The sequence below is a fragment of the Alteromonas lipotrueae genome, assembly GCF_019249255.1.
Classification (GTDB): Bacteria; Pseudomonadota; Gammaproteobacteria; order Enterobacterales; family Alteromonadaceae; genus Alteromonas; species Alteromonas lipotrueae.
The window spans coordinates 101,031-115,020 of the sequence record NZ_JAESDJ010000002.1 but is presented as its reverse complement, the minus strand read 5'-3'; the positions used below and the strand labels follow the sequence as shown (position 1 = coordinate 115,020).

Annotated in this window: 12 protein-coding genes; 4 read left to right on the top strand and 8 right to left on the bottom strand. The window is 44.4% G+C overall.

From position 1 onward, the window contains the following. Positions 1–140 precede the first annotated feature (140 nt). Positions 141–1,157 (bottom strand): aldose epimerase family protein, encoded by a 1,017-nt coding sequence (locus KYS23_RS03965; RefSeq protein WP_218395802.1) that lies wholly within the window; start codon positions 1,155–1,157, stop codon positions 141–143. A 284-nt stretch (positions 1,158–1,441) separates the two neighbouring features. On the opposite strand from KYS23_RS03965, the gene KYS23_RS03960 reads away from it, so the two are divergent. Further along, positions 1,442–2,443 carry a LacI family DNA-binding transcriptional regulator gene (locus KYS23_RS03960; RefSeq protein WP_159528016.1) on the top strand — a complete coding sequence of 334 codons (1,002 nt, stop codon included), beginning with the start codon at positions 1,442–1,444 and terminating at the stop codon, positions 2,441–2,443. Between the two features lie 371 nt (positions 2,444–2,814). Here the strand turns inward: KYS23_RS03960 and KYS23_RS03955 are convergent, their stop codons facing one another. Genes KYS23_RS03955 through KYS23_RS03945 form a run of 3 tightly spaced genes read right to left on the bottom strand, consistent with a single transcriptional unit; the run spans position 2,815 to position 5,694 of the window. Continuing rightward, a complete protein-coding gene (locus tag KYS23_RS03955) occupies positions 2,815–3,675 on the bottom strand; it encodes an alpha/beta hydrolase family protein (RefSeq protein WP_218418080.1) in 861 nt (286 codons plus the stop codon). 29 nt (positions 3,676–3,704) lie between these two features. Beyond that, entirely contained in the window at positions 3,705–4,298 is a 594-nt protein-coding gene (locus KYS23_RS03950) for an HAD family hydrolase (protein ID WP_218418079.1), read from the bottom strand. A gap of 55 nt (positions 4,299–4,353) precedes the next feature. Next, on the bottom strand, positions 4,354–5,694 hold the full coding sequence (locus KYS23_RS03945; protein ID WP_159528013.1) for an MFS transporter: 1,341 nt from the start codon (positions 5,692–5,694) through the stop codon (positions 4,354–4,356). Positions 5,695–5,905: 211 nt separating this feature from the next. Here KYS23_RS03945 and uvrA point away from each other — a divergent pair, with 211 nt between their 5' ends. After that, positions 5,906–8,740, top strand: coding sequence for an excinuclease ABC subunit UvrA (gene uvrA, locus KYS23_RS03940; RefSeq protein ID WP_218418078.1), 2,835 nt, complete (start codon positions 5,906–5,908; stop codon positions 8,738–8,740). 128 nt (positions 8,741–8,868) lie between these two features. Here the strand turns inward: uvrA and KYS23_RS03935 are convergent, their stop codons facing one another. After that, on the bottom strand, positions 8,869–10,368 hold the full coding sequence (locus KYS23_RS03935; protein WP_013785903.1) for an Hsp70 family protein: 1,500 nt from the start codon (positions 10,366–10,368) through the stop codon (positions 8,869–8,871). A gap of 170 nt (positions 10,369–10,538) precedes the next feature. Here KYS23_RS03935 and KYS23_RS03930 point away from each other — a divergent pair, with 170 nt between their 5' ends. Then, positions 10,539–10,973: an acyl-CoA thioesterase gene (locus KYS23_RS03930; RefSeq protein ID WP_218395814.1), complete on the top strand. Its 435-nt coding sequence runs from the start codon at positions 10,539–10,541 to the stop codon at positions 10,971–10,973. Continuing rightward, positions 10,966–11,667 (top strand): 2OG-Fe(II) oxygenase, encoded by a 702-nt coding sequence (locus KYS23_RS03925; RefSeq protein WP_159528010.1) that lies wholly within the window; start codon positions 10,966–10,968, stop codon positions 11,665–11,667. Before KYS23_RS03930 ends, KYS23_RS03925 begins: the two co-directional genes overlap by 8 nt. Before the next feature lie 74 nt (positions 11,668–11,741). Here KYS23_RS03925 and KYS23_RS03920 read toward each other — a convergent pair whose 3' ends face one another. The 3 genes from KYS23_RS03920 to KYS23_RS03910 form a co-directional block, all read right to left on the bottom strand. Beyond that, positions 11,742–12,224 (bottom strand): DUF3299 domain-containing protein, encoded by a 483-nt coding sequence (locus tag KYS23_RS03920; protein WP_159528009.1) that lies wholly within the window; start codon positions 12,222–12,224, stop codon positions 11,742–11,744. Between the two features lie 98 nt (positions 12,225–12,322). Continuing rightward, positions 12,323–12,853, bottom strand: coding sequence for an inorganic diphosphatase (gene ppa / locus KYS23_RS03915; RefSeq protein WP_013785907.1), 531 nt, complete (start codon positions 12,851–12,853; stop codon positions 12,323–12,325). 118 nt (positions 12,854–12,971) lie between these two features. After that, complete coding sequence (locus KYS23_RS03910; protein ID WP_159528008.1) at positions 12,972–13,949, bottom strand: class 1 fructose-bisphosphatase; 978 nt, start codon at positions 13,947–13,949, stop codon at positions 12,972–12,974. Between the last annotated feature and the right edge of the window lie 41 nt (positions 13,950–13,990).

The following is a 13,990-nucleotide window of genomic DNA, read 5'->3' as shown; positions in this document are numbered from 1 at the left end:
CTTGCGTGGAGGGGGTGTAATTAAACCAATAGGTTAAACGTTTACCCTCAATGATATAGTAAGGGCAACCGATTATCAATTATCGAATAAAGATAATGTATTGTTAAATAAATTAACAATTCACATGTACTATTTTTCGTTTAATTCAGTTTAAATTGATACCGAATTTCAGCGTTAAAGGGTTTTTCCGGATAAATGATGCAATCAGGAAACTGTGGCTTATTTGGTGCGTCAGGGAAGTGCTGAGGCTCTAAGCATAATGCGCCAAGCTGACTATCAGTTTCTAAACTTCCAGTGTAAAACTGAATACCCGGCAAGTCGGTGTATAAATCCATTTGCAGGTGTGTATCTTCAGCAAAAACTTGAGCCTGAGGTTTTCCAGCAACCGCTTCATTTAGTACGAAGTTATGATCGTATCCACCCACTAAATTATACAAATCATGTGATTTCGCGCTGTTTTCGTTCACCCGCGTTAGTGCACTAAAGTCGAACGGCGTATCTGCTACTTCTACAAGTTTGCCTGTTGGCAACAGGGTATTGTCTGCATCGGTAACCTTCTTTGCGTCTATTTGCACAAAGGTGCTTCCCACTGTTTTATCTTTACTTAGCGTAAAATAAGCATGCTGGGTGAGGCTGAAAGGGGTCGCTTTGTCGGTGGTAGCGTTTAATGAAAGCGATAACGTATTAGAATCATTTAGGGTATAAACAGCCTCAACGTTTACGTTGCCAGGAAAACCTCCCTCGCCATCGGGGCTACGCAAGCTTAAAGATAACGAAACACTGTCTGCATGCGTTTCTGCCTTAGCTTCCCACATTTTTTTGTGGAATCCTGGAATACCGCCGTGCAAGTTGTGTTCACCTCCATTTTTATCGAGATGATACTCAGTGCCTTCCAACGTGAACTTTCCATGCCCAATGCGGTTAGCAAAACGCCCTACAATTGCATTTCTATAACTGGGATCGTCTACATAGCCATCTATGGTTGAATATGACTGCACGCAAGCATGAAGCTTACCTTGGTCATCTGGCACATTTAATTCGTGAATTATGCCGCCATAATTCAAAATTTTTGCCTGCATACCTTGTGAATTACTTAACATATAAAGGGTGACTTTCTCACCATCAACGACACCAAAATCAGACGCTTCAACTTTCATAACAATGCATTAACCTTTTTTGCAAGAAATGAAGATTACCATTTTTTAATTTACAGGCTGGCACGACCTCAACAGCAAGGAGGGTATACGTTTTCTTACTCCGTTTATAGTGCTATTTCGCACAACATTTTTATGTTTTTTTGTAAATATACTGTACGCTGTACGCCATAACAGAGGATAGTTGCAGCCAATTTGGCGAAATTGAGTAGCAAAAGTGCTTACCGGCCAATCTAAACTGCGTGTCTTCACTTCTATAACCTAATAATAATTGCTAATTTTTCTGTATGGCTACGATTAAAGACATTGCTCAGGCTGCAGGTGTATCGCTTGCTACCGTTTCTCGCGTTATAAATAACGGCCCTAAAGTTGGCAAAGATACTCGTCAACGGGTAAAACTCATCATGGAAGAAATGGGTTATAGACCCAATGCGAATGCCAGAGCTTTGGTGACTAAGCGCAGTGCGTCGTTAGGCGTAGTGTTGGCTGAACTTCACGACCCTTTTTTCGCTATGCTTGCCCATGGTGTAGAAACCGTTACTCGTAAGAATAACGTTCAAATTCTATTAAGTGCGGGCTCTATAGAAAAAGAAACCGAACTTCGGGCTATCGAAATTTTGCTGGAACACCGCGTTGAAGCCATGGTGGTTCACAGCAAAGCATTGGATGATAAAAGCCTTATCGACTTTGCTAAGCAAGTACCGGGCTTTGTACTAATCAACCGCTATATCCCTGAAATTGCTAATCGTTGCGTTTGGTTAGATAACGTAACTGGTGGACGCCTGATGGCTGAACACGCGATCAACCAAGGACATAAAAGTTTGGCGGTAATAAGTAGTCAATACCGCATTGATGACCCTAATCACAGGTTAGAAGGCATCGTAACCGCTGTCGAAGCAGCCAAGCTTACCTTACCTGAAAGCATGATTGAGTATGCGACCCCAGATCAAGAAGGTGGTGAATTAGCCATGCAGAACTTACTCGCTACTGGCGCTGAATTTACTGCGGTGCTTGCCTATAATGATGCGATGGCGTCTGGTGCAATGACCATGTTACAAGACCATGGCATTGCAGTCCCCGAGCAAGTGTCGGTGATGGGCTATGATGATGTGCTATTAGCTAAATATTGCCGACCTAAATTGACAACCTTGCGTTATCCAATAGAAATGATGGCTGCTAAAGCCGCAGAGCTAGCGCTGAAATATGCTGCAGGGGCAAAACCCGAAGAAGGTCTTACCTTTAAATACACCCCTACAGTCGTTAAGCGTGATTCGGTGGTACGGGTCTAGCGTACTATTTTCTTACTCTAATACATGGCGTTGAACTTACCTTCATCAATAGATGAAAATTATGAGGGTAAGTTGTTATGTGTTAGAAAATTTCATGAATGATAGATCTTGACAACTTACCGAGCTTGATCAGTTAACGAAAACTTTTATCCCCAATGCACCGCCACTAGCGATCCTTATACCGTTAAAGATCTACTTATCAGCCGATCTAAAATAAACTTGCTACAGCCCTTGATTTAATTGAGCTAACGTGATCTGACCAGTTAGTCTAGTCAGATCATGATCTTATTTTAAATTTATAAGCTTAGGGAGTTACCAACAACTTGATCCACACTTTATCCACAGGCTTGAAAGTGCGATAAACCTTGATTCTACGGGCTTATATGGCTGATGAACCTTTGGTATTCTTCTATTGCAAAGTCGTGTTTTAGCGTAGCGTTATGCGTAGCACCTGGTACAACACTAATGTACTTTGCATCACTAGCGGCAGTAGCTAACAATTGCTTGCTGATTTCAAATGGGGTGATAACGTCTTTCTCACCCACTAATAGCCACAATGGGCCTTCGTAGTGTCTCAAAATAGGCGCTATTTGCATTAAGTGCACTTCAGGGTGAAGTTTCATGCTGGTCAAAGAGTTAGAAAACCCAGGTACCATGTTCGCGATAAGATCGGATATATCGTTAAACGCCCCATCGAGCACTAGCCCACCGATAGGTTTGTTCGCTGCCACGTAACTCGCAAAATAACTGCCTACGCCTCGACCATGCACAATAGTGGGCAGCGACTTATCGAAAATACCTTCAGCGTAATCGAATACGGTCAATGCGTCGGCTTTAATAGCGTTAATGCTAAGCTTTTCAGATTTCTCACTGGCACCCACACCTTGATAATCCATCCAAAGAATATTCGCTGGAATCTTGCCTAAGCGATGCAGCACACTGTTGTTTTCACTCACCGGCATACGGTTATCGGCGTAAAAAACAATATTAACAACGGGATCGGCGTAAGACACCGCAACGCCTCTTAACGTGAGGCCTTGCCCATTATCAATCTCTACGCGAGTAATACCGGCCGAAGTTTGGTCTTGCTCAATGGCAGCATGTAGCTTTGTGGTAGTCAGTGGTTTTATTTGGTTGTCTTGATGAAAAAAAGCGCTTGGGGTTACATTAATCGCGCAGGCGGCCAAGCCTAATGACATAACAGCCACAGTGAATATTTTCGAAAATGTCATATCACAATCCTTGTAGACTAGGTATTCGCTTAAACCAATGAATTTACTATCTTACCGTCTTTTACCATAACACATACCATTCCTGCATCTAATGCTGCCCGCTGACCCATTTCAGTATCCTCAAATACAACACAATCTTCAGGCGCAACATTCATAACCTCGGCTGCCATTAGAAAGGTTTCTGGGTGTGGCTTACCATTAGTAACGTCATCTGCAGTTACCAATGCTTTCAATTGATCGATAATATTATGATGACTTAATAACCACTCAGCATGTTGTCTGTCAGAGCCGGTGCCCACAGAAATTGGATGACTTTTAATGTAATGGTTAAATACGGCGAGGGTATCTGGAATTAATTTAGGAATATCGGGCAACTTTTCTGAAGCGCGCTTTTTAAAGCCTGCCACTTCTGCTGTATCATTTTGTTTATTGTATCGTGCGTTCAACATTTCGACGGTTTCGAGCGTGGGTACGCCACCTAAACTGTGAATGTAATCAGCATCAAATGGGTAGCCAAACACTTCACAAGTCACTTGCCACGCATTGATATGTCTGCCCATTGAATCGACTAGGGTGCCATCCATATCAAAAATGATGCCTTTAAAAGACGATAAATCTATCACGGTCGCACTCCTTACGTTCGTTTTTTCAGCCAATTAAAGCCCAATATGTTTACTACTAAGCGCTATCAATTACCGCTCTAGCTTGGGTAGCGTCGAAGTCTCGATTCACTTTTAAATATACCGTGCCATTTTGACTGTTTAAAGTCACCTCTAAAACGCCTGGAACCAAAGAAATATTTTTCTCTAACGCGTCTTGCTGATAAGCGTCGAAGCTACCATTCATCATGACACGCTTAACGCGACTCACTTCCTTTAGCCCCCAAATTACATAGAGCCAAAGTACCGTGCTTATTGCGCCAACCAGATACGCCACTTCAGGCGACCAGAAATTGGTCACAACGCCAGATAACATGCCGCCTAAAAAGGCACCAAAGAATTGGAAGCTTGCATAAATACCCATGGCCGTACCTTTTTGCCCCGCTGGCGCAATACTCGATACCAGGGCGGGAAAGTTAGCTTCTAGGTAATTAAATCCGGTAAAAAAGAGCACGATAGCAGCTGTGGTTACCCACCAGCTGTGGTCTTTCATGCTAAGCGCTGCAAAAGCAGCCCCCATAAGTACAGCGGCAAAGAGCAAATAAGACTTAGGCGTTCGGCCTCGGGCCATCCCCATCATAATCACCAAACCCACCACCGAAATACCTAATACCGGTAAGTACACCGTCCAGTGACTATCAAGAGCCATATCAAAATGAAGTAACGTTAAGGGCAGTTGTACGAAAAGCAAAGTGATAAGCATGTGCAAAATAAGCACGCTAACGTTTAAGCGCCAAAGCTGTGAAGAGAACACCAAGCGTTTTAGTTGACCCTTTTGCGGTAGCGTATCGCCGCTACTGAGTATTTCGCCATTAGGCACAATCCATTGAACCAAAGGCATACAAACAATGGCTAACACACCGGTGATAGCAAAAATACCAGCCAACCCCCAATTGTTCGCAATTAATGGCCCTAACAGCACAGCCAAATAAAAGGAAAAACCAATAGCAATGCCGATGACAGCCAGTACTTTTGCTCTTTGGCTTTCACGGCTAACGTCGGTGGCTAATGCCATAATGGCACCGGCGATAGCACCTGCTCCTTGTAATATGCGACCAACGATAAGCCAGGCCATGGTATCAGCGTTGGCCGCCACGAAACTACCGAACGCAAATACAGCCAATCCGGCTAAAATTACTGGCTTGCGACCCCATTTGTCAGACATCATACCCATTGGAATTTGCAAAGCAGCTTGCGTTAAACCGTATCCACCCACCGCTAACCCCACCATGAAAGGCGAGTAGTCTGAATAATCCATAGCAGCGACGGCTAACACCGGCATCACCATAAATAAGCCCAGCATGCGAAGTACATAAACAGATGCAAGCGCTAGCGAGGCGCGCAATTCCAAAGCGTTCAAAGCTGTACCGTTCCTCTAAATCAGTCTGACAGATAGTGTGGGCGCGAAGTGTAGCATATATTGATAAGCTGCCCACGTTCGCAATAATCGATTAATGTAATCTTAAGGTGATCTCATTGATAGCCAATCAGTATAACTTGATCATGCAATGCAATATCAATTTGCTTGACGACTATGGCATACTGATTCTTTTTTTCGCACTTAGGCTTCAATGGATAAAATCGAGATACGCGGTGCTCGCACCCACAATTTGAAAAATATCGATTTAACACTGCCCCGAGACAAGCTGGTAGTGATAACTGGGCTTTCAGGCTCAGGTAAATCGTCTTTAGCATTCGATACCCTATACGCAGAAGGTCAACGTCGTTACGTTGAGTCGTTGTCAGCGTATGCCCGTCAGTTTTTATCTATGATGGAAAAACCTGATGTTGATCATATAGAGGGTTTGTCACCGGCTATATCCATTGAGCAAAAGTCAACGTCGCATAACCCGCGTTCAACCGTGGGTACTATTACCGAGATTTACGATTACCTTCGTTTGATGTTTGCCCGTGTTGGCACACCACGATGCCCTGACCACGATGTGCCGCTTGATGCGCAAACCGTGAGCCAGATGGTAGATAAGGTGCTGGCAATGCCAGAAGGTAGCAAGTTAATGCTACTTGCCCCTATCGTGAAAGAACGCAAAGGTGAACATTTAAAAACCCTGCAAAACTTGTCTGCCCAAGGGTTTATTCGCGCGCGCATCGACGGCGACGTATGTGATTTATCCGATCCGCCCCCTCTAGATCTACACAAAAAGCACACGATCGAAGTGGTGGTAGACCGCTTTAAAGTGCGTGACGATCTAGCATTGCGCTTATCAGAATCGTTTGAAACAGCGTTGGCTCTGGCTGGCGGCAATGCGGTTGTGGCTGACATGGATGATAGCAGTGCTGAAGAAGTGATATTTTCGGCTAATTTCGCCTGCCCACATTGTGGTTACAGTATTAGCGAATTAGAACCAAGATTGTTCTCGTTCAATAACCCCGCAGGTGCATGTCCGACGTGCGATGGTTTAGGCACCAGACAGTTTTTCGACCCAACGCGTGTGGTGGGTAACGACGAGTTAAGCCTTGCTGGCGGCGCGGTTCGTGGTTGGGACAAACGCAGTTATTACTACTTTCAGATGCTGCAATCGGTTGCCGATCATTACGAATTCGATCTTACTGGCCCTTTCGGCGAGTTAGACGATAAGCACAAAGACATTGTGTTGTATGGCTCTAAAGGTAAATCACTCGCATTTAAATACATAAACGAACGCGGCGACGTGATGGAGCGTAAGCATCCGTTCGAAGGCATTATTCCGAACATGGAGCGCCGCTACAGGGAAACCGAGTCTAATGCTGTGCGTGAAGAGCTTGCTAAATACTTAAGCCAACAGCACTGTAGCAGCTGTAATGGCACACGCCTGCGCGTAGAAGCGCGCAATGTGTTTATAGAAGGCACAACTCTGCCCACCATTGCTGATAAATCTATTGCCGATGCGTACGACTTTTTCGAAAATTTATCGCTAACAGGCCAAAAAGCCCAGATTGCAGAGAAAATTCTAAAAGAAATTCTCGACCGTTTACGCTTTTTGGTTAACGTTGGCTTGAACTATTTATCCCTTTCACGCAGCGCCGATACTTTGTCAGGCGGTGAAGCACAGCGTATTCGCCTTGCTAGCCAAATTGGTGCTGGCCTAGTTGGCGTAATGTATGTTCTTGATGAACCCTCTATTGGGCTTCACCAAAGAGACAACGAACGCTTATTGAAAACCCTACGACACTTGCGTGATTTAGGTAACACGGTATTGGTGGTTGAGCATGATGAAGACGCCATTCGTGAAGCCGATTATATCGTGGATATTGGCCCTGGAGCCGGTGTACATGGCGGAGAGATTATTGCCGAAGGTCAGCTTGAAGACATTCTAGCAAGTGAAGACTCACTTACTGGAAAGTACTTATCTGGCCGTGAAAAAATAGTTATACCTGAAGTTCGCACACCCATTAAAGATGATAAATGGTTGGAATTAAAAGGCGCCACAGGTAACAACTTGAAGTCGGTAGACTTGCGAGTACCTATGGGCGTGATGACCTGCGTAACCGGGGTTTCTGGTTCTGGTAAATCGACCCTTATTAACGATACTTTCTATAAAATCGCCCACTGCGAATTAAACAAAGCCACCACTTCTGAGCCTGCCCCTTATACCTCAATGACAGGGTTAGATCAGCTCGATAAAGTGGTCGATATTGACCAAAGCCCTATTGGCAGAACACCGCGTTCAAACCCTGCAACTTACGCTGGAATTTTCACGCCTATTCGTGAAATATTCGCCGGAACGCAGGAAGCACGCTCTCGCGGTTACAAGCCAGGTCGCTTTAGCTTTAACGTGAAGGGCGGTCGCTGTGAAGCGTGTCAGGGCGACGGTGTTATCAAAGTAGAAATGCACTTCTTACCCGATGTATACGTGCCTTGTGATGTATGCCAAGGCAAGCGCTACAACCGTGAAACCCTAGAAGTGAAATACAAAGACAAAAGTATCCACGAAGTGTTAGAAATGACGGTAGAAGATGCTCGAGAGTTCTTCGACCCTATCCCCGCGATAGCGCGTAAGCTGCAAACGTTAAAAGATGTAGGCTTGGCTTACATTCGTTTAGGACAAGCAGCCACAACGCTATCAGGCGGTGAAGCACAACGGGTTAAGTTAGCTAAAGAACTGTCGAAACGTGATACTGGCCAAACGCTGTATATTTTAGATGAACCCACTACCGGGCTTCATTTCCATGATATTAAACAGTTGCTCGCCGTACTGCACCGACTCCGTGACCATGGCAATACAGTGGTAGTCATTGAGCACAACCTTGATGTGGTCAAAACTGCCGACTGGATCATCGACTTAGGCCCAGAAGGTGGCTCAGGTGGTGGACAAATTATTGCTGAAGGTACGCCAGAAGTGGTGGCTGAATCTACAGTGTCTCATACCGGCCGCTTCTTAAAGCCAATGCTTGAAGCACAAGCCTAAGCTTACGAGCATAAAGGCTTAGTCTCAAAACAAAAAAACGCGCCATGTCGGCGCGTTTTTTTATGTAGTTCCTTATGTAGTTTCTTATGTAGTTCGGTTAAATACTTAGGTTCTTAACTGACCACGCTTTAAAACTTAAATGCCTGAATAGCCAAGCCTTCGCACACCGAGTTAAACGCATCATTCTCTAGTCGAGGTAGCCCGGTAAGTAGCTCTTCATACAGTGCGTCGATAATAATCGGTGATAAGCTCATACCGCCGGTAACCATCACTACCTCGGGTGCCGCGCTGCTTTTTTCTAAACATTCCACCACTAACGCTTTTACCTTACTTAACCACGGCTTTAATGCGCTTTTTAAGTCTTCGGTACTAATGTTTACATCAAAATCATCTTCAATGTAATGTAGCGGTAAGGTGATCTTGTCTTTGCTAGAAAGCAGTTCTTTTGCCATTCTCACCGAGTTAACCACCCGCGCCGACAATTTGTTTTCTTGCACTAGCAGTAAACGCTCTAATTGTTCTGGGTGCTTAGTGACTGACATGGTTTGAGAAATCTCTAGGCCGTAATCATCAGAGAAGAACCGAGTAAGTGCGGGGATATTATCAACCGCACACATATCTGAATAATAAGTAGGGGGAATAGGCAGGCCATTAATCATTTTAAGCCCCATTCCCATTTCAGGCGCAACCACTTTCAGCAACAAACTCTTATCACAATCCATACCACCTAACCGTCTTCCGGTTACCGATAACACGTCCTGCTTTCTATCTAATTGGTTATTACGTTCTGGTGAAAGATTAATACAACAGATATCTGTAGTACCACCGCCAATATCAACAATAAGTGCGGTAGTGTCGCGGGGTAATGTCTGCTCAATTTTATACGCTGCCGCAATTGGCTCATCCAAAAAGTTAATTTTACTAAAACCAGCATTCGATGCTGCCTCAGTCATAATTTGAATGGCTTGGGTATTTCCCACTTCACCTCGAGTACCGTGAAACTTAACCGGGCGACCTATAACTACCGATGAAACAGGCTTTTCTAATTGGGTTTCGGCACACTGTTTAAAGTAGGCTAGCTGTTTGGCGATAATGCCAATAAACGCCTTTTTTTGGTCGCCATCAAGGGATGCGCCTAGAAAGTTTTTAGGTGAGTAAATAAGCCGGCCTTTATCAGGCATTTTTAAAAAGCGCTTAAATCCCTCTTCACCGAAGGCAAACTTGCCATGCTCTACTAAGCGTAATAATGGAATTTCTTCCAGCGACATTGCGTGCATAAGCTGCTGAATAGCCTTACGTTGCAACGCAGGTCGGTTATGGTATTCACCACGAAGCGATTCAATGCGGTTGCTATAGCGCGACTGCTCTTTGGGATCTTTAGCGTCGTAATAGCCCTGCTTGGCTTTGTCTATTTGCTCGTTAATTAAACGCTGCAACTGCGACACTTTAGCTTCCACCATGGCATCAGGCGGAGGCGGCAGTTCATCCTCAAAGTATATAAATACAGACGAGCGAATTTTATTGCCTTGCTCAAGTGACGGGTCGAGTTTTATATGTCTATGGGTAGCGCCATCAAAGTACACCACCTCAGAATTTGAGGTACCGTAATCAATCCCAATTGCAGTCATAATTATTGTTTAATCAGAAATTTGGCGCAGATTGTAATTTAAAATTAAGCTGGGATCACTTTTCATCTTAATTTGGTTTTCTAATGTATACCCAGATTGCGCCAGATTACTGAAAAACCCGATTTAGCGTGATAAAGTGAGGAAACATCACGATTAAAATAAGAGGCGATATGTCAGCTGTAACTCCATCTGAAACCTTCCCTATGGAAATGTCATTCGAAGTACGGTTTTGTGAGACCGATGCCCTGCAACACGTAAGTAATACCGCGTTAGTCAGCTGGTTTGAAGCGGCGCGGGATCCTATCTTCAGAATGTTCACACCTACTATGGATTTACAGAACTGGCCGCTTATTTTAGCAAGCTACAAAGTCGATTTTCTTGCGCAAATTTTTTACGGGAAAACGGTTACCGTAAAAACGTATATTAGCCGTTTAGGTAACAGTGCATTTGATGTGTACCAAGAACTTTGGCAAGACGGTAACCTGTGCTCAACGGGAGTAACGACTATGGTACATTTCGATTATCAGCAGCAGCGTTCAGCCCCGATTCCTGACAATATAAAAGCGACGTTACAAGCACACTTTAAGGCGCTACCTAATGACTGATTTAATTGACGTTGTTGATGATGTTTTATCACCGGAATTGTGTACCCAACTTATTGAGCGCTTTGAAAAAAGCCCAAACCTTACCCAAGGGAAAACGGGCGGTGGTGTCGATTTAGATAAGAAGCGTAGTGTTGATGTGTCTATATCTCAACAGCCTGAGTTTGCTGACTTATTTAAGCAGGTCATGCAGTTAACAGGCGAGCAGTTGGTTAAGTACATTGAGAAATACTATTACGCCTTGGTTGGCCCAATAGGGTTGACAGTTCGCCATCCAAAAACCGGCGAGCCCGTTAAACTAACGGGTGATAACTTTGAAGAAGTGGGCAAACCTAACCTTCATAATTTGGTTAATTACCTCTTTCGAATTGGCGATATTAATGCCCAGCGCTATACTGCGGGTAACGGCGGTTACCCTTATTGGCACTCTGAAGTTTACCCACAAGCGCCTCATAATGAAGCTTTGCATCGCGTTCTGCTGTTTATGTTTTACTTAAATGATGTGGAAGATGGCGGGGAAACTGAGTTCTATTATCAAGATAGAGCAGTAAAGCCTGAAGCAGGCAGAATGGTGATTGCTCCTGCTTATTTTACCCATACTCACCGTGGGCAAATACCTAAAAGCAACGACAAGTACATTCTAACCTCGTGGCTGCTGTTCAATCGCGCAGAACAAATTTATACACCACAAGGCTAGGCTATATTTATGCCTATAAGGGGACTCTTAGCCCATGAGGAGCTTTGGCCTGCCTAAAAGGAGCTTACGCTGGCCTAAAAGGCGCTTATCGCAACCCCTTTAAGCCGATAGCCTACTGACGCAATATCACCTTTCCACCCTTCAGTGGTAAGTTCGCCAGTTACCCATATTGCGTCGTAAATATTATCAAGAGGAATACCCTCTTCAAAAGTTACGTACACTATTTGGTTAGACGCAGGCGGCGGCACGTGAATACAAGCGCCAAAATAAGGCACTAGTAAAAATTCGGTCGTGAGTTCAGGTGTGCCTTCAAGGGGCACCACAAAGCCAGGAATTTTCACCCGCTTACCATCAAATTTATCAACTACTGGCGCATCAGGCTGCAACTGCGACATTTCACCGTTGTGCTGAACGGCGGGAGGCGCTAGTTCATTAAACCCTTCAGGTACCAAATCTTCCCAATATACTTCAATAGGTTCTGGGGCGCTAAACGCAGAGAACGACGGAAGCAATACGACTAAGGCTAAGACCAATGCCTTTCCCATGACTTTCAACATAACACTCACTTAAATAAAAAAGGGTAGCTCTTTAAATAAAAAGGGCCGGTACTTACCAGCACCGACCCCTTTTTAGCATGTCTTCTAAGCAGCGTGAATTATTCTGCTTCGAAACGCTTAACGCTTGCGACAATTTCTTCTTTCGCGGCAGCTGAACCAGCCCAGCCGTCAATCTTAACCCACTTACCAGGTTCAAGATCTTTGTAATGAGAGAAGAAGTGCTCGATTTGCTGTAGCAGCAACTCAGGTGCGTCTTCAGTTTCTTGCACTTTACGGTAAATAGTAGAAAGCTTGTCGATTGGCACTGCCAATACTTTAGCGTCTTTACCTGACTCATCAGTCATGTTCAAAACACCAATTGGGCGACAACGAATTACCGAACCCGCAAGCAATGGAAAAGGCGTCATTACCAATACGTCAACTGGGTCACCGTCTTCAGACAAGGTGTTAGGCACGTAACCGTAGTTAGTTGGATAGTGCATGCAAGTTGCCATGAAACGGTCAACAAACATAGCGCCCGAGTCTTTGTCTACTTCGTACTTTACCGGGTCAGCGTGTGCTGGAATTTCGATAACTACATTCACTTCTTCAGGCAAATTCTTGCCCGCAGGAATATCATTCAAGCTCATTCTAAGGTCCTTTCAATGATGTTTTAAAAAATTTGGCGCTAAGTATACGGTGACGGCGGCAAAATAAAAACGGTTTAGCGCTAATCACCACCAAAACCGTCCTTATTTAGCGATTTCTCTATTCACTTTTACCGTAATAGCTTAAACAGGTTTCTACTTCTTCTTTAGAACCAATAATACATGGCACGCGTTGATGTATTTCTTCAGGCATTACTTCAAGAATACGACCGGCGCCTGTTTCTGCCTTGCCGCCGGCTTGCTCCATCAAAAATGCCATAGGGTTTGCTTCATAAAGTAAACGCAATTTACCCGGTTTAGATGGGTCACGCTTGTCGTATGGGTACATGAAAATACCACCGCGGCATAACAAGCGATGAATATCGCCCACCATGGCTGCTACCCAGCGCATGTTGAAATTTTTCTCACGAGGACCGTCTTTACCCGCTATTAAGTCGGCGATATATTCCTGCATCGCAGGTTCCCAATGACGTTGATTCGATGCATTAATAGAGTACTCAGAGGTTTGCTCTGGCACTTGGATATTGGGGTGAGTAAGTAGGAAGCCACCGTGGGTTTTATCTAAGGTATAAATATGTGTGCCACGCCCAGTAGTAAGGGCAAGCATAGTAGAAGGCCCGTAAAGCACGTAACCTGCTGCAACCATTTGTGTACCCGGCTGAAGAAACGCTGATGGATCATCGGGTTCCATCCACTGAGGTGCGTGGGTAATTGAGAAGATAGTACCAATTAAGCTGTTAATTTCTGTGTTCGAAGAGCCGTCTAGTGGGTCGAAGCTAACAAGGTATTTCCCATCTGGATGGCACGGTACCACATCGTCTTCTTCTTCCGATGAAATAGCTTTTACATAGCCCGACTCGCGAAGCGTATCTTTAATAATGTGATTAGAGATAACATCTAACTTCTTTTGTGTTTCACCTTGTACGTTTTCTGACAACGTAGAACCCAATACGCCAGCAAGCGCACCTTGACTCACCCGGAATGAAATTTCTTTGCAGCTCGCCAACAAGGTTCTTATAAGCAATATGAGCTCTAGCGGGGCACCATCTTCTTGCAACTGGGAATTTAAACGTTTCATCTTAGTTAAGCCTTTTTTTAGTGTGTAGGGTATGACAATAC